This is a genomic window from Marivita sp. NO-S04, from assembly GCF_059070475.1.
The window spans coordinates 801,002-820,752 of sequence record NZ_CM180980.1 but is presented as its reverse complement, the minus strand read 5'-3'; the positions used below and the strand labels follow the sequence as shown (position 1 = coordinate 820,752).

General features: G+C 60.3%; 21 protein-coding genes, 1 tRNA gene and 1 pseudogene. 15 read left to right on the top strand and 8 right to left on the bottom strand.

Annotation, left to right across the window (positions count from 1 at the left end; genetic code table 11):
- Window positions 1-33: 33 nt before the first annotated feature.
- The 4 genes from ACK3EW_RS04315 to ACK3EW_RS04300 are packed head-to-tail and all read right to left on the bottom strand — an operon-like array spanning window position 34 to window position 2,469.
- Complete coding sequence (locus tag ACK3EW_RS04315) at window positions 34-552, bottom strand: GNAT family N-acetyltransferase (protein ID WP_493808596.1); 519 nt, start codon at window positions 550-552, stop codon at window positions 34-36.
- Window positions 549-1,028, bottom strand: coding sequence for a DUF2948 family protein (locus ACK3EW_RS04310; protein WP_493808595.1), 480 nt, complete (start codon window positions 1,026-1,028; stop codon window positions 549-551). Before ACK3EW_RS04310 ends, ACK3EW_RS04315 begins: the two co-directional genes overlap by 4 nt.
- The gene (gene murA, locus ACK3EW_RS04305) at window positions 1,025-2,296 is read right to left on the bottom strand and encodes a UDP-N-acetylglucosamine 1-carboxyvinyltransferase (protein ID WP_493808594.1); all 1,272 of its coding nucleotides are present in this window, start codon (window positions 2,294-2,296) and stop codon (window positions 1,025-1,027) included. Before murA ends, ACK3EW_RS04310 begins: the two co-directional genes overlap by 4 nt.
- Before the next feature lie 5 nt (window positions 2,297-2,301).
- A complete protein-coding gene (locus ACK3EW_RS04300; RefSeq protein ID WP_493808593.1) occupies window positions 2,302-2,469 on the bottom strand; it encodes a hypothetical protein in 168 nt (55 codons plus the stop codon).
- 100 nt (window positions 2,470-2,569) lie between these two features.
- Between ACK3EW_RS04300 and ACK3EW_RS04295 the strand changes: the two genes are divergently transcribed.
- The 8 genes from ACK3EW_RS04295 to ACK3EW_RS04260 all read left to right on the top strand — a co-directional run bounded on the left by ACK3EW_RS04295 (window position 2,570) and on the right by ACK3EW_RS04260 (window position 9,596).
- A tRNA-Thr gene (locus tag ACK3EW_RS04295) sits at window positions 2,570-2,644 on the top strand.
- Between the two features lie 205 nt (window positions 2,645-2,849).
- Window positions 2,850-4,166 carry a methyltransferase domain-containing protein gene (locus ACK3EW_RS04290; protein ID WP_493808592.1) on the top strand — a complete coding sequence of 439 codons (1,317 nt, stop codon included), beginning with the start codon at window positions 2,850-2,852 and terminating at the stop codon, window positions 4,164-4,166.
- A gap of 82 nt (window positions 4,167-4,248) precedes the next feature.
- Window positions 4,249-5,427 carry a glycosyltransferase gene (locus tag ACK3EW_RS04285; RefSeq protein ID WP_493808591.1) on the top strand — a complete coding sequence of 393 codons (1,179 nt, stop codon included), beginning with the start codon at window positions 4,249-4,251 and terminating at the stop codon, window positions 5,425-5,427.
- A 30-nt stretch (window positions 5,428-5,457) separates the two neighbouring features.
- Window positions 5,458-6,672, top strand: a complete 1,215-nt coding sequence (locus tag ACK3EW_RS04280) for a 3-deoxy-D-manno-octulosonic acid transferase (protein WP_493808590.1) — start codon at window positions 5,458-5,460, stop codon at window positions 6,670-6,672.
- A 73-nt stretch (window positions 6,673-6,745) separates the two neighbouring features.
- Window positions 6,746-7,180, top strand: a complete 435-nt coding sequence (locus ACK3EW_RS04275; protein ID WP_493808589.1) for a DUF1178 family protein — start codon at window positions 6,746-6,748, stop codon at window positions 7,178-7,180.
- Window positions 7,180-7,830, top strand: a complete 651-nt coding sequence (locus tag ACK3EW_RS04270; RefSeq protein ID WP_493808588.1) for an SDR family NAD(P)-dependent oxidoreductase — start codon at window positions 7,180-7,182, stop codon at window positions 7,828-7,830. The genes ACK3EW_RS04275 and ACK3EW_RS04270 overlap by 1 nt, the downstream gene beginning before the upstream one ends.
- Window positions 7,827-8,276 carry an SgcJ/EcaC family oxidoreductase gene (locus ACK3EW_RS04265; protein ID WP_493808587.1) on the top strand — a complete coding sequence of 150 codons (450 nt, stop codon included), beginning with the start codon at window positions 7,827-7,829 and terminating at the stop codon, window positions 8,274-8,276. The genes ACK3EW_RS04270 and ACK3EW_RS04265 overlap by 4 nt, the downstream gene beginning before the upstream one ends.
- Window positions 8,277-8,357: 81 nt before the next feature.
- Window positions 8,358-9,596, top strand: a complete 1,239-nt coding sequence (locus tag ACK3EW_RS04260) for an aspartate kinase (RefSeq protein WP_085629081.1) — start codon at window positions 8,358-8,360, stop codon at window positions 9,594-9,596.
- 34 nt (window positions 9,597-9,630) lie between these two features.
- Here ACK3EW_RS04260 and ACK3EW_RS04255 read toward each other — a convergent pair whose 3' ends face one another.
- Window positions 9,631-11,019 (bottom strand): DUF3179 domain-containing (seleno)protein, encoded by a 1,389-nt coding sequence (locus ACK3EW_RS04255; RefSeq protein ID WP_493808586.1) that lies wholly within the window; start codon window positions 11,017-11,019, stop codon window positions 9,631-9,633.
- A gap of 264 nt (window positions 11,020-11,283) precedes the next feature.
- On the opposite strand from ACK3EW_RS04255, the gene ptsP reads away from it, so the two are divergent.
- Complete coding sequence (gene ptsP, locus ACK3EW_RS04250) at window positions 11,284-13,524, top strand: phosphoenolpyruvate--protein phosphotransferase (protein WP_493808585.1); 2,241 nt, start codon at window positions 11,284-11,286, stop codon at window positions 13,522-13,524.
- Between the two features lie 78 nt (window positions 13,525-13,602).
- Here the strand turns inward: ptsP and ACK3EW_RS04245 are convergent.
- From ACK3EW_RS04245 to ACK3EW_RS04235, 3 genes and pseudogenes are all read right to left on the bottom strand, one after another.
- Window positions 13,603-14,259, bottom strand: a pseudogene (locus ACK3EW_RS04245) (DUF924 family protein).
- Window positions 14,260-14,690: 431 nt separating this feature from the next.
- Window positions 14,691-15,440, bottom strand: a complete 750-nt coding sequence (locus ACK3EW_RS04240) for an EcsC family protein (RefSeq protein ID WP_439120535.1) — start codon at window positions 15,438-15,440, stop codon at window positions 14,691-14,693.
- A 31-nt stretch (window positions 15,441-15,471) separates the two neighbouring features.
- Complete coding sequence (locus ACK3EW_RS04235; RefSeq protein ID WP_439120534.1) at window positions 15,472-15,957, bottom strand: GNAT family N-acetyltransferase; 486 nt, start codon at window positions 15,955-15,957, stop codon at window positions 15,472-15,474.
- Window positions 15,958-16,055: 98 nt separating this feature from the next.
- Here ACK3EW_RS04235 and ACK3EW_RS04230 point away from each other — a divergent pair, with 98 nt between their 5' ends.
- The 6 genes from ACK3EW_RS04230 (at window position 16,056) to ACK3EW_RS04205 (ending at window position 19,639) form a co-directional block, all read left to right on the top strand.
- Window positions 16,056-16,661: a flavin reductase family protein gene (locus ACK3EW_RS04230; protein WP_493808584.1), complete on the top strand. Its 606-nt coding sequence runs from the start codon at window positions 16,056-16,058 to the stop codon at window positions 16,659-16,661.
- 148 nt (window positions 16,662-16,809) lie between these two features.
- Window positions 16,810-17,160 carry a Lin0512 family protein gene (locus tag ACK3EW_RS04225; RefSeq protein ID WP_493808583.1) on the top strand — a complete coding sequence of 117 codons (351 nt, stop codon included), beginning with the start codon at window positions 16,810-16,812 and terminating at the stop codon, window positions 17,158-17,160.
- A complete protein-coding gene (locus ACK3EW_RS04220) occupies window positions 17,157-17,501 on the top strand; it encodes a Lin0512 family protein (RefSeq protein ID WP_493808582.1) in 345 nt (114 codons plus the stop codon). The genes ACK3EW_RS04225 and ACK3EW_RS04220 overlap by 4 nt, the downstream gene beginning before the upstream one ends.
- Before the next feature lie 62 nt (window positions 17,502-17,563).
- Window positions 17,564-18,448: an S-methyl-5'-thioadenosine phosphorylase gene (locus ACK3EW_RS04215; RefSeq protein ID WP_493808581.1), complete on the top strand. Its 885-nt coding sequence runs from the start codon at window positions 17,564-17,566 to the stop codon at window positions 18,446-18,448.
- A gap of 17 nt (window positions 18,449-18,465) precedes the next feature.
- Window positions 18,466-19,089 (top strand): LysE family translocator, encoded by a 624-nt coding sequence (locus tag ACK3EW_RS04210; RefSeq protein WP_493808580.1) that lies wholly within the window; start codon window positions 18,466-18,468, stop codon window positions 19,087-19,089.
- Between the two features lie 7 nt (window positions 19,090-19,096).
- Entirely contained in the window at window positions 19,097-19,639 is a 543-nt protein-coding gene (locus ACK3EW_RS04205; protein ID WP_493808579.1) for an adenine phosphoribosyltransferase, read from the top strand.
- The last annotated feature ends 112 nt before the right edge of the window (window positions 19,640-19,751 follow it).

Here is a 19,751-nt window from a genome sequence, read left to right as displayed (position 1 = left end):
TTGCCGGGTACTTAGACCGCGCGGCACCAACCCTCAAGCGTCGCGCGTCAGGTCTGCACCATCCAAAGCCTTGATCATGAGGAAATCGTCGCGCCCTGCCCCGTCGATAAGGACCGACCGGGGACGCCTGCCGAAGACGTGAAAGCCCAGCGCGTGATAGAGCTTTTGCGCGCCCTGGTTTTCGACATCGACAACCAATTCGGCCTGCTGCACACCTGCGTCAATCAAGTGCTGCAACACCGCCTCCATCAAAGCGCGACCATAGCCCTGCCCTTGCGCGTCTGGATGCACGTAAAGCGGTCCGATATCAGCCATGTGCCACATCCGTTTAGGCCCGCCGCGCCGTGCAGAGACAAATCCAACCAGCCGCTTGGCGTCATTGAACACACCCAGCGTGAGATTGACTTCAAGCCCGCGCTCCACGTCCTTGTTGGGAAAGGCGCGCACTTCTTCGGCGCTGAACAAAAATGCGGTCGGCACGCGCATCAGGCCATCGGCCCACAGTGCGCGAAAGGCGGTCAGGTCCTTCGGCGTCAACCGCCGGACCGTCATGCGGGATGGTCCGGTACCTTGCCAGACACGGCAGCGTAGGGCTTCGTCACGTCGCGCAGGGCCACTTCGAGGTCTTCGACCTGCAAACGGATCGCGCCATCGCCCGCAAGCATCAGCAGAACAGCACCGCCGCCAGTTGCGTCTTCTTCGTATGTCACGGACAGGAAAGATAGGATTGTGTCCGCATCGCCCGGTGTCACACCCTGACTGGCGACTCGCACCACGTTTTCGACGGCCAACACAGATTGCACCCGTTCCGGTTTGCGGTCTCTACGCTGGGCGACGGGGATATCCTCCCAGCGGAACCGGTTGAGCAGGATGCCAAAGCGCTGCTTGCTGCGCTGCCACTGCATTTCGCTGGCCGGAAAGACCGCATCCTGACAGAGCGCCGAGAGCACCTGCAAATCCTCGTCGTCCATCGCAACCAGCCGCAGCGGCTTGGCTGCGCCGTCTTCGAATGTGGCGTCTGCGGTCACTGTTCTTTCACCCGTTCGATCTTGGCCCCCACACTTTCCAGCTTGCGGACAACATGTTCGTATCCCCGATCGAGGTGATACACACGGCTGACAATGGTCTCGCCTTCAGCGGCCAGACCGGCAAGGATCAACGACACGGATGCCCGCAAATCGGTTGCCATTACAGGCGCACCGCGCAACCGGTCGACCCCTTGAACAGTCGCCGTTCCACCATGAACGTCGATCTTGGCGCCCATGCGGATCAGTTCCGGCGCGTGCATGAAACGATTCTCGAATATCTTTTCTTCCAGAACGCTGGTGCCCTCTGCCGTACAAAGCAGCGCCATCATCTGCGCCTGCAAGTCGGTCGGGAAACCGGGGAACGGTTCGGTTGTAACATCCACCGCTGACACCCGCCCGTTCTTACGGGCGACCTTCAGTCCGGTCGGCGTTTCCTCAACCGAAATACCCGCGGCATCCAGCTTTTCACAGAACGCAGCCAGCAGTTCTATCTTGCCACCAAGGCATTCCACCTCGCCACCACAGATGGCCGGGGCCAGCATATAGGTGCCCAGTTCGATCCGGTCGGTGACCACCCGGTGGGTTGCACCGCCCAGACGATCGACACCCTGAATGGTGATCTCGGACGTGCCTTCGCCGTCAATCTGCGCGCCCATCTTGCGCAAGCATTGCGCCAAATCGACGATTTCCGGTTCCCGCGCGGCGTTCCTCAGAACAGACGTCCCCTTGGCCAGCGTCGCCGCCATGAGCGCGTTTTCGGTGGCGCCAACCGACACAAAAGGAAACTCGACAATACCGCCTTTCAAACCGCCAGCAGGTGCTTTCGCATGCACATAGCCATCGCGCAGGTCCAGCTCTGCGCCCATCGCCTCGAACGCCTTGAGGTGCAGATCGACCGGGCGCGCGCCGATGGCACATCCACCGGGCAGCGACACTTCGGCATGCCCAAACCGCGCCAGGAGTGGCCCCAGCACCAGAATCGATGCCCGCATTTTGCGCACGATGTCATAGTCAGCCCGTGTGGAGGTCAGATCATGGCTCGACATCGCAAGCACCTGTCCGTCCTGCAACGCCTGAACTTCGGCTCCAAGCGACTGCAAAAGCGTCGTCATCGTGCGAATGTCGCTTAGTCGAGGCGCATTGGTCAGCGTCAGCGGTTCCTCGCTCAAAAGCGTCGCCGGCATCAGGGTAAGACAGGCGTTCTTTGCGCCCGCAATGGGAATCTGGCCACTAAGCGGGCCGTTCCCGGTCACGATAATCTGGTCCATAGGTTCTAACTGCCCTCGCTCGAGTTCTTGTTGTTTTTGACCCCATCCGTTGCACCGGCCGACCGCGCGCGCGCTTGTGCCTTGCGCTTGGCCATATTCGCCTTGAGCGCGGCCTTGAGCCTGTCTTCCCGCGCCTGTGGGGTCGATTTCCCGGATGAAGGTTTCTGTGTCATGACCACTTCCTATCCCAGAGGCCAAAAAGGGTCCAGATTGCGCTTGCACCGATTTCCGTTTGAGTCTAATCACCCGCCACGTCGATCAAGACACCCCGGCGCTGTGGTAGCTCAGTGGTAGAGCACACCCTTGGTAAGGGTGAGGTCGAGAGTTCAATCCTCTCTCACAGCACCATTATTTCGTAAAATTGCGAGCGCACGGAATACCGCCTTTTGTGGTAACTCATGCAGTTCTCGCCCCCTGCCTTGATGAAACCGTTTCCAGACTGAACAGAACCGAGCTTATCCCTGCCTGTCCGCATAGAGGTTGGGCGCTTTGAACTGGATTTTCGCAGAGGAAGTCTGCAAGATCGCGCTGACAAAAAGCAGGAGCGAGGTTTATGCAGGATACCCAAGCTGATCAGCCGCGGGTCGAGGACCACGAGATCATCCTGGAACCGAGCCCCGAGGTCACTTCAGAAATCTATGCCGAAATCGACCGGGCGCGTAATCTCGTTCATGATGGGAAATTCGAGGAAGCCACCGAGATTTGCAAAACGCTCCTCGCGCGCGACGAACTTTCCATGGCCGCCGCCGCAAAACTGACCTTCATCCTTAGGATGCTTGGCCAAGACGAAGCCGCAGATCAAATCCAATCGCGCATCCTCAGCGAAATCCGGGGCAAGACCCACCTGTTCAAAAATCCGCAAGCTGCGATGTTTCCCGCAGCCATGGCTCTCATCGATTTCGGCGAGGCCGAAGAAGCGGAAAAGCTTATCTGGAAGGCTTTGGAGGCCGAGCCGGACACGCAGATCGTGGTGGTCGAAGCGGCGGCTTTATTGGTGCAACTTGACCGCCGCGACGCGGCATACCAAGTGGCCAAGGAGTATCTCGAACGCGCCGCGGCTGCTTTCGACGATGCCATACATTTCAGCGTTGTCTTTTCGCATATCAAATATCCCGAAGCCGCTCGTATGTGCCTTGAGATCGCAAAGAAGAATTGCAAGACGAAACCGCAGCGCGCGAAGCTCGATTACTTTCTTGCCTCCAACGGCGTGCCCGTCGCCGAGCTGGACCAACACAGCATGGTCGTCGAACTGTTCGACAAATTCGCCGACGTCTATGATCAGCAACTTGGCGCGTTGGGCAACAACGGTCCAAGCCTCATCTACACGGCCCTTGAAGAGCTGAACCTGTCCAAGACCCAGAGCCGCCGGGTGTTGGACGCGGGCTGCGGCACAGGCCTTTGCGCCGGTTTCCTGCGCAACTACGCCAAAGAGCTCACTGGGGTCGATCTGTCGATCAAAATGCTTGAAGTTTCACGCGACAAGGGCACCTACGACTTTCTCGCTCGGACGGATCTGTCTGTCGCCGCAACCTATCCCGAGGGCAAATTCGACCTTGTGGTCTGCGCGGATGTCTTCGTCTACTTCGGAGATTTACGGACGGTGCTCGGCAATCTCCAAAAGGCGCTGAACCCGGGTGGACTTTTGATTGCGACCGTCGAGGACGAAAACGACGACACCGTCACGACTGGATTCAAGCTCTATCCTTCGGGGCGTTACAAACATTCGGATGTGTACATGCAGCAAACCCTGCAAGCAGTCGGATTTTCCAAGCCGCAGCTGATGAAACATGCCAGACTGCGCAACGAATTCGGCCTGCCTGTATTGGGAACGGTCTTCGCAGTGCAAAAACCGGCTTTGGTTTTCAACTAAACACCTCGCCGCAACGTCCAGCCTTGCTGGTGCCGCACTGCACTGTTACCTAGATATTCGGTTTTCCATCGGACCAAGTTTCATGCGCGTAGCCATCGCAACTGGCGAATACCACCTTGGCGGAGAGACATTCATCAACCGCCACATCGAACACCTGTTTGGTGGCGATACAGTTGTGGTCTGTGGTCGGTTCCGGGGCGACAACCCCTACGGCAAGCCGTATTTCGTTCGCCGAGATGGCCTGTCGGGACGGGATATCATGGTCGCGCCATGGTGGCTTTTGCGCAACCGGATGCGCCACGGCACGTCGCGCCTGCCCTTTGGCGAGGCGAAAGAAGCGCTGATCCGGTTCCTGCGCGACGAACGGGTTGATGTGATCCTTGCCGAATTCGGAACACAGGCGCTTGCACTGGCCCCATTGGCAAACGCGCTCGGCATCCCGATTTTCACCTATTTCCGCGGCACTGACGCCTCCAAGGCGATCCGCACAGAACGTATGCGTTCGGCCTATCGCAAGATGATGCCGCGCCTGACCGGGGTGTTTTCTGTCTCACAGTTTCTGCTCGACAACCTTGCCAAACACGGCATCTCTCACCCCGACAGCATGGTGATCCCATCCGGCGTCGACACTCGGCGGTTTGCCCCTGAGGCCAAGGTGCCGCTTAGCTTTCTGGCCGTGGGGCGCTTTGTCGAGAAAAAGGCGCCCATGACAACCCTGCGCGCTTTTGCACAAGCGACCGCAGACCTGCCCCATGCGCGGCTCGACTTCATCGGCGACGGCCCTCTTCTTGAACCCACCCGCGCTTTGGCCGAAGAACTGGGCATCGCGACCAAGCTGCGCTTTCACGGCGCCCAACCACATAACACAGTGCGCGACAAGCTGATGAGCACGCAGTTTTTCCTGCAACACTCGGTTACCGCCCGCGACGGCAATACCGAAGGTCTGCCCACCGCCATTCAAGAAGCGATGGCCTGCGGCTGTATCACGGTCTCGACCCGCCACGCGGGCATCCCCGAGGCCATCGATGAAGGCGAAACCGGGTTTTTGGTGGATGAGCATGACGAGGCGGGTTTTGCCAAAGCCATTGCCGCGGCCATCAACGTGCCGGACCTTTCCGCGATGTCAGCCCGCGCCCGGCAAGCCGCCGAACAGCGGTTCGACAATCACGTCCTGCTCAAACTGCTGGAGCGGCACATTCAGGATGCACTGCTGGCCGCACCGCCCGGCTTGGGTGGCCTTCCCAACCAAGCGAGCGCCTAAGCGCGTGTTTTGTCCGGATCGGGACTGACAGTGCTGATATACCGCCTCTTGATGACGATCCTCGCGGCCAAAGAGCTGGCCACACGCCTTTGGGCCGGTGATCGGCAGGCCGTGCGCGCCCGGCTTGGCCTTTTAAAACCGGACGAACGGTGGGACCGCATCTGGCTGCACGCGGCCTCGAACGGCGAATTGGCTTCCGTTCGACCGGTGATTGACGCACTGCTCGCGCAAGGCCGACGCCTTTTGATTACAGCGAACACCGACAGCGCCGTTGAGATGGCTGCGGGGTGGGAACTGGAAGGCGCAGACATATGCCTCGCGCCGATCGACCTTCCCGGCCCAATCCGGCGCGTGCTGCGTAATTGGCAGATCAACGCACATATCACATTGGAATCCGATCTCTGGCCAATCCGTATCCTGAACACGCCCGGACCCGTTCTTGTCTTGGGCGGGCGTTTGACCGCACGATCCGCAAAAGGATGGGCGCGCTTGCACGTGCTGGTACGCCGGATGCTGGCACGAGTGACCTACCTCTCCGCACAGGACAGCGCATCGGCCGAACGGTTTGCACAGGCCGGGCTGCCCCAAGCGGCGCAAGGGCCGGTGTTTGACCTCAAGGCGCTCTATACCCCGCCACAAAGCCGACCCGACGCCGCGCTGGAGCAATGTTTTGATCGCGCGGAGACCTGGCTTGCCGCATCGACCCATGAGGGCGAAGACGACATCATTCTTGCCGCGCACACCAAGGCGCTGAAGACACGCCCTGCCCTCAAACTGATCCTCGCCCCCCGCCATCCCAATCGCGCGGACGAGATTTCACGTTTGATTGAAAGCCACGGTCTCACCTGTGCCCGGCGCAGCAGTGACGATAACCCGGGGCCGTCACAGGTCTATTTGGCCGACACGTTCGGAGAGATGCATCTTTGGTACGCATTGGCAGGCACAACGTTTGTTGCCGGGTCCTTGACCGACCGAGGCGGGCACACGCCCTACGAACCCGCCGCTTTCGGGTCAGCCATTCTGCACGGTCCGGACACCAGCAATTTCCGCGCAGCCTATGACCGGCTGACTGAAGCCAATGCAGCCCGATGCACCGTTGACGCAGACGCCTGCTGCGATGCGCTGCTAACGCTGGACACAGCAGAAAAACAGGCAAAGCTGGGACAAGCGGCGCAAAAGGTGCTACACCGAGACACTGACCTCAAGGGTCTTCTTCGGGACATCACCACTGCGCTTGACGCTTGATGTCCCTCGATAAACGCTTATTTTTAGCGAACTCAATTAACACAACATCAAAGCACCTTTCGCAGGCATCTGAATGATCCAGTTCACACTGAAATGCGCCAATGACCACCACTTCGAAAGCTGGTTCCAGTCCGGGACCGCTTTTGACAAGTTGCTTGCCTCCAGCATGGTCAGCTGCTCGGTCTGCGGCACCACAGATGTGAACAAGGCGATGATGGCCCCGCGCGTTAGCACTGCGGAAAAAGCCTCATCAACACCTGCCAAACCAAAACTTACGGAACCCGCCAACCCTGCGGAACAAGCATTGTCCGAGTTCAAGCAATACGTCGAAAAAAACTCGGACTACGTGGGCCGGGACTTCGCAAAAGAGGCCCGCGCGATCCATTCTGGCGATGCGCCAGAACGCCCGATCTGGGGCGAAACCCGTGGCGATGAAGCCAAGAAACTGATCGACGATGGCGTGCCCATCGCTCCCCTGCCCTTTACGCCAACACGGAAATCCAACTGATGAACATTCTGATCACTGGCGCAAATCGCGGCATCGGCGCGGCCTTGCTCACTGCTGCCCAAGACCGGGGCGACACTGCTTTCGGCACCACTCGCAACGCCGGGCATGACACGCTCTTGCCACTCGATGTGCGCGATCCGGCAAGCTGCACCGCGCTTGCGGACCGGCTCAAGGACACACCGATCGACCTTCTGGTGTGTAATGCGGGTGTTTATCTGGAAAAGGGCATGCCAGCAGACGCACTGACCGACACAAAACTCTGGGCCGACACCTTTGCCACCAATGTGACCGGTGTTTACCTGACCGCGATGGCGTTCCTGCCGCACCTCAAACGCAGCGCAACGCCCAAACTGGCGATCATCTCGTCTCAGATGGGGTCAAACACCCGTGCCAAAGGCCAAAGCTATATCTACCGCGCCTCCAAGTCCGCCGCGTTGAACCTTGGCCGCAATCTGGCCGTCGATCTGAAGCCACAGCGGATTCCGGTGGGCATCTACCACCCCGGCTGGGTGCGCACGGATATGGGAACCAATGCCGCAGATATCGGCACAGACGATTCAGCGCGTGGGTTGCTGCACCGGTTCGACGCCCTGTCCCTCGACACCACCGGCTGTTTCGAAATGTGGAACGGCGACGCGATGCCGTTGTGACGGTCGCAACGCCCGAGGATTTCCCCAAAGCCTTTGCCGAAGCGTGGCACAGCCGCGATGGCCACCACATCGGCGCACTGTTTGCCGAAGACGCAAATTTCGTGAATGTCACCGGCCTGTGGTGGCGCAACCGGGCCGCCATTTCAAAGGCCCATGACTATGCACTCAAGTCGTTCTTCGACGACACGACACTCAAACCCGGCGTGACGACAACCCGAATGCTTGGCACGGACCACGCAGTCGTCCATTGCCGCTTTACCTTGTCCGGTCAAAAAACCCCGAGTGGCGAAACCGCACGTCTGCGTCAGACCATCCTGACCTTCGTTCTGCACAAGACGCAAAACGGCTGGCAGGCCGTCGCGGCACAGAACACCGATGTGGTGCCGGGCAAGGAAACCCATGTGAACACCGGAAGCCTCACCGCTGTTGACTATCGGGACACGTAATGCGGCCACGTTGCGCAGCGCTCTTGCGCGGCACCGCCACCCGACGTAAAGCACCCGCTGAGTCTGACCCGGGAGGCCAATATGCCCGTTCTCGTGATGAAATTCGGCGGAACCTCCGTCGCGACGCTTGATCGGATCAAGCGCGCCGCAAAACGCGTTGGCGTCGAAGTGGCCAAAGGCTATGACGTGATCGTCATCGTGTCCGCCATGTCAGGCGAGACGAACAAGCTGGTGGGCTTCGTCAACGAAACCTCGCCGCTCTTTGATGCGCGCGAATACGATGCCGTTGTGTCCTCGGGCGAAAACGTCACCGCTGGTTTGATGGCGCTGACACTGCAGGAAATGGACGTACCCGCGCGCAGCTGGCAGGGCTGGCAGGTGCCGGTGAAAACCACATCCGCGCACTCCTCGGCCCGGATCGAAGAGATCCCCACCGACAACATCATGCGCAAATTCGCCGAAGGCATGAAGGTTGCCGTGGTTGCAGGGTTCCAAGGCATCAGCCCCGAAGGCCGCATCACCACGCTGGGCCGGGGCGGATCAGACACCACCGCGGTGGCCTTTGCCGCCGCTTTCGGTGCGGAACGCTGCGATATCTATACGGATGTGGACGGTGTCTACACCACCGACCCGCGCATCTGCGACAAGGCCCGCAAGCTTGACCGCATCGCGTTCGAGGAAATGCTGGAACTGGCGTCATTGGGCGCGAAAGTGCTGCAAACCCGCTCGGTCGAACTGGCGATGCGGTATAAGGTGAAACTGCGGGTGCTCAGCAGTTTCGAGGAACAATCTGACGACGCAGGAACATTGGTCTGCGACGAGGAGGACATCATGGAAAGCAATGTTGTAGCAGGCGTGGCCTATTCCCGCGACGAGGCCAAGATGACCCTCGTGTCCGTCGCCGACCGTCCCGGCATCGCCGCGGCGATCTTTACGCCGCTGTCCGAAGCAGGCGTGAACGTCGACATGATCGTGCAGAACATCTCGGAAGAGGGTCGCACCGACATGACCTTCTCCTGCCCCACCGATCAGGTGAAGCGCGCGGAAAAGGCGATGAGCGACGCCAAGGACGCCGGCAAGATCAATTTCCACGACATCGTCGCCGACACGGGCGTGGCCAAGGTGTCTGTCGTTGGAATCGGAATGCGCAGCCACACTGGTGTTGCTGCCAAAATGTTCCAAGTGCTGGCCAAAGAGGGCGTCAACATCAAGATCATCACAACCTCAGAGATCAAGATCTCCGTGCTGATCGACCGCAAATACATGGAACTGGCTGTTCAGGCGCTGCATGACGCCTTTGAACTGGAAAAGGCAGGTTAAGCGGCTCTGCCGCCGCGCGATCTGTCCGCCATCCTCACCCGGACCAAAGTTCTGTGTCCGGGTGAAATTGCGACCACGCGAACCAGAAAGCCTGATGGCTTCCTATGTCGGCACCATCTGCGCCAACCGCACGGATGCCTCCGGCATCAAGCTGCAGGCGGATGTTCTCGAACGTGATCGTTTCGCCATTACGCAAGGCGATCAAAGCAGCGCTTCTCTGAAATGCAATTGGTTTGCCTGACGTGGTGATCGCGCCGATCACATCTTCATGGACAGGAAGGCGCGGATCAACGTCCCCAATCGGAAAGATCGGACCATCGGCATCGCGGCCATTGCGGAAATCAAAGTCGCGCCCAAGCGCCAGCGCCTCGATCAGCACAGTGGTTTCAGGATGCTCGGCCTTCCACGATGCCCAATCTGTGGTGACGACGGTGGCCTGTTCCAGACGTAGCCCTCGCTCTGCCAGCGGACCGGTCACCGCCTTGCCAAGAAAAGTGTCGAACACCGATGACGTCACCACATCGTACATGACCTTGTTCGACCGGATCAAAAGACCGGACGTCCGCAGAACAGGACGCTCTACCCCGTCAGGCATCCGATCGGTGAAATACGCCTGCGCTGCGCCGCAGAGAGTGCAATACGGAATGCCCAGATCGCGCCCGCCAAGCGTATCGTTCACCATTTCCCGCACTTCCATGATCTGCCGGGGATAGGCACGGTATTCGCCGTTCACTTCGATCCCGAAAACGATGTCGCTGTCTTCGAGCCATGTGGCATCCTCGGCTGACGATACCGTAGGATTGTCTGCCGCCGGGATGCAATTGCAGGGCGCATGTGTCTGGCCGAAAGCCCGATCGTCGATCAGGACGCCACCCCAGGACACATGACGCCAGTCGATATCGCCTTCTACAAAAAGGGCGCTCCATTGCGGGACGACCCCAGTGAAAATGGCCCGTTTCACACTCAGGTAGTCGGGTGGCGCCGGGATGTCCCATGCGATCAGCTGATCTGTAATGATGCCCCAATGGTTCGACGTCGGCGGATTGATCTGCAAAAGGTCGGCAGCGGCTGTCCCAAGTGTATTGGCCAATGTGCCACCGGTGACAAAGCGCATCAGATCACTGGTGATCCAAGCCAGGCGCGGATCACCAGACGCGGTGACCACCTCAAGCGCCGCTTGCTGGTCCGGCCCCCAGGAGGACGATGTGATGCTGTCCACAAAGGCCGTCTGGATCGCCGCTTGCACAGAGCCCGTCAACGGGACATCGGACACCTGCGGTGGCGAGCCAAAAGCCGCAATCACGTATTCCGGCAACGGCGCGGGCGACTCGGCCCGCACTGGCACTGACGCGGCAACCAGCCCCAAGGCTATGGCCGTGCATAGAATCGACGAACGGAGGATCGAACAGGTCGGCATCTTCATCGACAGCACCTTTTTGCAACGGCGGGAAAACTGGTCTCTGCAAGGACTGTCCGGGCAAACGACACAACCGGCAAATCACGTTTGATTCACCATTTGGTGCACGACAGTTCAGAGTTTTCGCCGAAAACTGCTAGGCTTTTGGCCGCAAAAGGGATTTCGCCCGGCGCGGCCATCGCATAACCCCGCGACGTCATCGGAATAGCCGCTTTCCCCGCTACCGCTCTGCGCCTATAAATGCCCCGGAACCATAAGGCAGTTGTGCGGATGCCAAACACATTCGAAAGCGAAAGCCGTAAACTGCTAGGGCGGTTGCGAGACACGATGGCTGACAAGGCTGCCGGTCAGGAACGGCTGGACAAGATCACCCATCTGACCGCCGACTCCATGGGCACCGAAGTGTGCTCTATCTACCTGTTCCGCGACGACGAAACCCTCGAGCTGTGCGCGACGCAGGGCCTCAACCCCGAATCCGTCCACCAGACCCGGATGAAATTGGGTGAAGGGCTTGTCGGTCGTGTCGCTCGGACCGGCAAGGTGATCAACGCCGCCGACGCACCCTCGGCCAAGGGCTTCCGCTACATGCCGGAAACCGGCGAAGAGATTTACTCCAGCTTCCTTGGCGTCCCGATTCAGCGTCTTGGCGAAAAGCTGGGCGTTCTGGTGGTGCAATCCAAGGAAGCCCGCGAATTCAGCGCCGATGAGATCTATGCGCTGGAAGTTGTGGCGATGGTTTTGGCCGAAATGGCCGAACTCGGAGCGTTTGTCGGAGAAGGCGCGGCCCTGCAAGCACGCCACACCCAATCCGTCCTGATCCGTGGCGTGACCGCACAGGAAGGCACCGCCGAAGGACATATCTGGCTGCACGAACCGCGCGTCGTGGTCACCAATCTGGTCGGCGACGATCCAGCCAAGGAACACGCCCGCCTCACCGAGGCGGTGGAAAACCTGCGCGTCAGCGTCGATCAACTGATGGCAGTCGCATCCGGCGATACTGAACAAGTGCAGGTGCTGGAAGCCTACCGCATGTTCGCCAACTCAAAAGGCTGGCTGCGCCGAATGGAGGAAAATATCGACCGCGGACTGAGCGCCGAAGCCGCTGTCGAGAAAGAACAATCCGACGTCCGTGCCCGCATGTTGCAAGCCAATGATGCGTATTTGCGCGAACGCTTGCACGATCTCGACGACCTGTCGAACCGCCTGCTGCGCATCCTGACCGGACAGGGCACGCAGACCGGAGCAGAACTGCCCGAGAATCCAATCCTTGTCGCCCGCAACATCGGCCCCGGCGAATTGCTTGAATACGGCCGTCAGTTGCGAGGTATCATCCTTGAGGAAGGATCCGTCGGCAGCCACGCCGCCATCGTCGCCCGCGCCTTGGCGATCCCTCTGGTCATAGGGGCCAAGCGCATCCAGAACGAAGCGCTGAACGGCGATCACGTCATGGTCGACGGCGATCAGGGCGTTGTGCATCTGCGCCCCGACGACACCGTCGTCAACGCCTTCCGCGACAAGATGGCGATGCAGGCCAAGGCACAGGAACGCTACGCGTCGATCCGCGACAAACCAGCGGTCACGCTCTGTGGAAAGACCATCCGTCTCGACATGAACGCAGGGCTGATGGCCGACCTGCCGTCACTGGAAAGCTCGGGTGCCGAAGGCGTAGGCCTCTTCCGCACCGAACTGCAATTCCTCGTCCGCAGCCAGATGCCCAAGCGGACCGAACTGGCCGCGCTCTATGCCCGCGTGCTCGACGCCGCCCAAGGCAAGCGCGTGGTCTTCCGCACGCTCGACATCGGATCGGACAAGGTACTGCCCTATATGCAGGCGCAGGACGAACCGAACCCCGCGCTGGGATGGCGCGCGATCCGCGTCGGTCTCGACAAACCGGGTGTGATGCGGATGCAATTGCAAGCGCTTCTGCGCGCCGCGAACGGCCGCGCGCTGTCGATCATGTTCCCCTTTGTGGCGCAGTACGAAGAATACACCGCCGCCCGCGCCGAGGTGAACAAAGCCATCGCCCGCGAGACAAAGCTGGGGCACCCCCTGCCCGAAAAGCTCGAGATCGGTGCGATGCTGGAAACGCCCTCACTCGCCTTTGCCTGCAAGAAATTCTACGAAGAGGTCGAGTTTCTGTCGATCGGCGGCAACGACCTCAAGCAGTTCTTCTTTGCCGCCGACCGCGAGAATGAACGCGTCCGCCGCCGTTATGACACGCTCAACGTCAGCTTCCTGAGCTTCATCGAAGACATCATCGCCCGCTGCAAGGCCACCAACACCCGCCTGTCCTTTTGCGGCGAAGACGCTGGTCGCCCGGTCGAAGCGCTCTGCCTTGCAGCCATCGGCCTGCATTCCCTCTCCATGCGTCCCGCCTCTGTCGGCCCCGTCAAACACCTGCTCCGCCGCTGCAATCTGGATGACGTGCGCAAGGTGATCCACGACGCGCGGGACGCCGGAGAGCAATCGGTACGCCCCGCTGTGATGGAGTATCTGCGCGGGTTGAGTTGAAATTTGAACGGGTTGGATCAGACGTCCGCAGTGCAGGACCAAGCTGCCGTTGGGTCTAAACCGCTTTCGGTTGATCGTTCAGGTGTTTGCCACCACGTCAGACGCCTTACGCTGGTGGGGGAAATCTCCCGCCGCGATGTAAGCCTCCTCCGCAGCGGTAGATGTTCGAGCAAGTACAGCATTGCGGTGCGGATGGCGTCCAAACCGTTCGATCACCCCGCGGACGGTCCTATTCTGCCCGTTGGCACCTTCAGCTAGAGGTGCCAAGGCTTCCGGCCACAGCGGTTTCATTTCGTCGACCAGACGGATGCACAAGTCCATCCGCTCCAAATGGTCAGGCCCTTCGCAATGGCCAATGGCGATCACGTAGAACATTTGCTCCCATGGCTTCAACAACGCTGCATAGTGCCCGTTGGCAATACCCTCCAAACACAATCAGCAGGCCTTAATATCCTGACCGAAAGCGCCGGGCGTATCCCGCCAAAGCGAACGCGGAAACTGATCTAGCACTAAGATGAGCGCCATCCTGCCAAGCGCGGTCTCTGCCCACGCATCCAGTTCGCCGCGTGCCGCGGCCTCGGTCAGCGCGACAAACCGGCCACAAATTACATCGTCCATGCCGCCCTGCATGCGTTCGTCCCAGAACTTCAGGTGTTCTTCTGCGCTATTCCAATGCTGGGTTCTTGGAAACCAGAGTTCCAGCACTTGGGCTGCGCGTGGGTCTAGATCGGCCATCTTGTCCTCCACCTCATTACTGCCCTGCTCCGGCAATTCGTAGAGAAAGAATGCTTTGACACCGTAAGGAAAACAAGACGCAAACCAGCAGATTACCTAGTCATATCAGCCGGACAGAACCCGTTGTCAAACCTTGCAATCCATACATGCGTATGATGCGCAGCATCAAGCAAGATGGGCTCACCACGGACATTCCCAGCCCCACCACCCTAACAGCACGCCCCAGCCATTCTGGCTGACCAAAGCCGGGTTTTCCGACCTGCGTGCTGTCAGAGCCTGTGAGGCGAACGGGTGCGCAATGCTCCGTTGCCGGATCATGATTGGATCACAACGCCCCGTCCGCTCATGCCCCCGGATTCATCCGGGAACAAATGCAGAATCCGCCATTAACGTTAAGATAGGGTGAACCGCACGGGCGATTTACGCGATATTCAGACCGATTTGACCGCGCGGCGCAATTCTTCAACCAGCAGTGTCTCGGACGTGCCGCTGTCGATCGCCAGCCGCCGCAGCCCGAAATGCACATGGGCCATTTCCTGATAATAGCTGGTGTAAGCGTAGTTCGTCGCCGCCCCGGCAGCCGCTCCAAGGATGGGCACCGTCTGCGCAGCCAGCTTTTGGCCCAGTACCGTCGCCAGCTTTGGCGCCACTGATTTCAGGATACCATGCACGGCTGCCCCGTTCAGCGTCACTCGAGTCGACAGGAATGCCATGTTGGCCCCATCGTCATCCGCCAAGGGCCCCGCGCTGGCAAAAACCGTCAAGCAATCCGCCAATACATCGGGGTCGTTCGGATCGAATTCATACTCCGCCGCGATACCTTGGATCGCCCGCAGTAGCACTGTCGTCGTAACAGGCAATTCCGCCAAGGCCGTCGGCAAACCACCCGCCCCGCCAACAGCGCCCATCGCCGTGGTGACAGCCGTGTTGAGCCACCCTTTCTGGTCCGGCACCACACCGCGCGATTGTTTCGCTGCTTGCAGCGCCACCTTCAGAGCCCGTTCAGTGGCACCTTCCAGACCCAGCTTCACAGGCTGCGGCAACCGCTCAAGCAGGTTCTCAGCCCGGCCACCGATCATGTTGAGAACTTGCAGCCCCACGCCTCCGGCGGCCTTGTGGCGACGGGCCAGCGAGGCGATGGCGGTCTGGGTATCGATGGGCACGAGATCGGTTCCGGTCATACCGTACAATTGGGGACGTTTGCCGTACGGTTCAAGCGTCGCGTTGCACTGAACCGCACACGCCCTCCCAAGCGCCCGGCTCTAGCTCCAGCCCCAGAACCCGGTCGGGGTTGGTCGGTGGCGGCATCTCGACCCCGTCCAGCTTGTTAAAGCCGAACCGCTGGTAATAGGGCGCATCCCCCACCAAAAGCACACGTCCCCAGCCTTCGGCACGCGCCTGATCCAGACTGTCACGAATGAGTGCACCGCCCAGCCCTTCGCCTTGCGCTGTCGGGTGAACGGCAACCGGGCCAAGCAACAAAACTCTATGTTCAGAAATCCTTACCGGCCAATACCGGATTGCACCGCCCAAGATGCCCTGATCATCCCGCGCAACCCGCGACAGGCTTGCCACCGGAGGCGTCCCATCGCGCAACCGGTAAGACGACAGCGCCTCGCGCCCCGGCGCGAAACACAGGTCATAGAGGGCTTCGACCTCCCACCAGTCGTCTTTGGTTTCCCGGCTCAGGGTGAACATGGCACCGCTCTTCGTTGACGCGTGCACACCCCCGTGCATTCCGCTGCGAAACGGCCTATCACGCAGAAAAACAATCGGCAAACAGGGAGCTTGCCCTTATGTTCTACCGCCCCGAAGACGGCCACGGCCTGCCGCACAACCCGTTCAACGCCATTGTCACCCCCCGCCCCATCGGCTGGATCTCGACCCGTGGCAGCGACGGACAGGACAATCTTGCGCCTTATTCGTTCTTCAACGCAGTGGCCTATGTGCCGCCACAGGTGATGTTCGCCTCCACCTCGGCCAAGGAAGATCGCGGTGACACCAAGGACAGCGTGGCTCAGATTCGGGACACCGGCGTCTTTGCCGTCAACATCGTGGAATACGCCATGCGCGACGCCATGAACCTGACCTCGGGCGCATGGGACCGCGACGTGGACGAGTTCGCCCATGCGGGCATCGACAAGGCCGAATGCGACACGATCAACTGCCCGCGCGTGGCGGGTGCGCCCGCAACGCTGGAATGCAAGCTGACACAGATCGTGCAATTGCCCGGAGAGGCCAACTTCGCCGTCTTCGGCGAAGTCACCGGCACCCACATGCGCGATGATTGCATCAAGGATGGCGAGTTCGATGTGCTCAGCTTCAACCCGCTCACCCGCATGGGCTACCGCGATTACTCCGTAATCCGCGAAAAATTCAGCCTGAAGCGCCCCGGAGAATAGGTCACGTCTTGCATACCCGGGGCTCCGCCCATTCTCACCTCAAACCATCCCCCGGATGGTTTGTGTGCCAGAGGCACAACCGGTTCGAATTGTTTCGCGCGCGAAACATTGGGTCCGATCCGGTCATTAAACAGAAGGTTAACTCGATATGGCCGTCAAACGTCTGCTAACCGAATTCGGAATGGGTTCGTCCCTGCGCCGTCAGGACTACACCGAAGCCGCCTCCCGCGCTGTGCGCGACGCGCTCTGGCACAATTCGATCAATCTGGCCGAGCTTTACGGCAAGGACAAATCCGACATGCAGATCACCGTCGAGGTCGGAATCCAGAACCCCGACGCGCTCGACACGGATACAATCGCCGCGATCTTTCCCTATGGCCAAGTCACTGTGATTGCGCGCAAAGGCGGGCTGGACGTGCCGCGCAGCGATGGCGGCAAACCGACGGTGATCGCCAATGTCGCGATCTCGGTCGCGCTTGATCTGGAGGGCGTGGCATGAGCGATCAGCGTTTCATTATTGAAATGGGCACGGGCAACGACCAATACGGTATGGACTATACCAAGGCCGCCGCCCGCGCGATCGAAGACGCGATCCGCCATTCCTCGATCCCGCTTTTCGACGCCACCGGCCTGAGCCATGAGCAGATGCGCGTGCAAGTGACCGTGGGCGTGGCCGAGCCGGACAAGGTGGATTGCACGGAACTCGCCAAAGGTTTGCCTCGTGGTCGTGCCACGGTCACAGCCGTTGAAGGTGGGCTGAACGTCACCAACCCGGACAGCGGCACCACATTGGTGATCGCCACTGCAGCGGTCGAGGCCTTTTTGCCGCGTCAGGGCTGACCCCGCTTGATGCAGGGCGGTCGCGCTGCAACAGTGCGACCAACTTTGGTACGGAGGCGCGTATGGCAAGCCGCAAACTGGGCGTGATCGGAGGATCGGGGCTTTATGCCGTGGACGGGCTGCAAGACGCCGCATGGCAAACCGTGGACACACCCTGGGGCGCACCGTCGGACCAGCTCTATTGCGGAACTCTGGATGGACTCGACATCGTGTTCCTGCCCCGCCACGGTCGCGGCCATGTGCACAGCCCGTCGGACGTGCCCTACCGCGCCAATATCGACGCGCTGAAACGGCTGGGCGTGACGGATGTGATCAGCGTCAGCGCTTGCGGGTCGTTCCGCGAAGAGATGGCGCCGGGCGACTTCGTGATCGTGGACCAGTTCATCGACCGCACCTTTGCCCGCGCCAAAAGCTTTTTCGGCACGGGCTGCGTGGCGCATGTGTCGGTGGCCCACCCGGTCTGCGAGAGCCTTGGGAAAACCTGTGCCGAGGCCGCGCGTCAAGCCGGCGTCACGGTACATGAAGGCGGCACTTATCTGGCGATGGAAGGCCCGCAATTCTCCACTCTGGCAGAATCCAACCTCTACCGTGATCAATGGGGCTGTTCGGTGATCGGCATGACCAACATGCCCGAAGCGAAACTCGCCCGAGAGGCCGAGCTGTGTTATGCCAGCGTGGCGATGGTCACCGACTACGACTGCTGGCACCCCGGCCATGACGCGGTGGAAGTGACCGACATCATCCGCGTCCTGACCGGCAACGCCGACGCTGCGCGCCGGATGATCAAAGCCCTGCCCGCGCTTCTTGGTGCAGAGCGCCCGCCCTGCCCCCAAGGCTGCGATACGGCGCTGGAACACGCCCTGATCACCGCACCAGAGGCGCGCGACGCGGAAATGATCAAAAAGCTGGACGCGGTTGCAGGCCGCGTGCTTTCTGGGCGCACATGATCCAAGGCTGACCCGATATGAGCATTGACCTCTGGCTGACCTTCGTCGCCGCCTCTACAGCGCTTCTGCTGATCCCCGGACCGACAGTCCTCCTGGTGCTCTCCTATGCGCTGAGCCAGGGCAAGCGCGTCGCCATCGCCTCGGCCAGCGGTGTGGCCTTGGGCGACTTTATCGCCATGAGCCTGTCGCTCGCCGGGCTAGGTGCGCTGGTGCTGGCCTCGGCCACGCTCTTCACCGTGCTGAAATGGGTCGGCGCGATCTACCTCGTCTGGCTTGGCATCAAGTTGCTGCGCGCGGCCCCTAGCGCCGCCCTTCCAATCACAGCACAGACCGTCGAGGCGCGCTCGGTCTTCGCCCATGCCGCCCTCGTGACGGCACTCAACCCGAAATCAATCGCGTTCTTCATCGCCTTCGTGCCGCAGTTCATCACACCCAGCGCGCCGCTCCTGCCGCAATTTGCCATCCTCATCGCCACCTTCGTCACGCTAGCGGCATTCAACGCCTTTGCCTATGCGCTGGCCGCCGACCGCCTGCGCGGCTGGATCGGACGTGAGAGCGTCATTGGCTGGCTGACGCGTGCCGGTGGCCTTACCCTCATCGCCATGGGCGCACTCACCGCGATGGCCCGTCGCACAAGTTGAGACCGAAATGACCAAAAGCACCAAAACCGTCAAAGACTACATCCGCACCATCGTCGACTTCCCGCATGAAGGGATCATGTTCCGCAATGTGACCACGCTCTTCGCCGATCCGCGCGGCTTCCGCATGGCCATCGACCAATTGCTGCACCCTTATGCGGGAATGCGGTTCGACAAGGTGGTGGGGCTGGAAGCGCGCGGCTTTATCCTCGGCGGAGCGATTGCGCACCAGCTCTCGGTCGGGTTCGTGCCTGTGCGCAAGAAGGGCAAACTGCCGGGTGCGGTGATCTCGGAAGAATACACGCTCGAATATGGTGAAGCGGTGGTCGAGATCCACGATGACGCCATCCAGCCGGGCGAGAAGATCCTGCTGGTCGATGATCTGCTGGCCACTGGCGGCACGGCCGAAGCTGGTCTGAAACTGATCGAACGGCTGGGTGGTGAGGTGATCGGCTGCGCGTTCATCATCGACCTGCCGGAATTGGGAGGCCGCAAAAAGCTGGAAGCGATGGGAATGGATGTCCACGCGCTCTGCGCCTTCGACGGGCTTTGATCCCACTCCTGCTTCTTCTTTTTCCAAATATGCTGGGGGTTTGGGGGTGAAACCCCCAAGGCGCGATGATCGAAGTCAGCACAGCCCTTGAACAAAAAAGGCGCAATCCTTG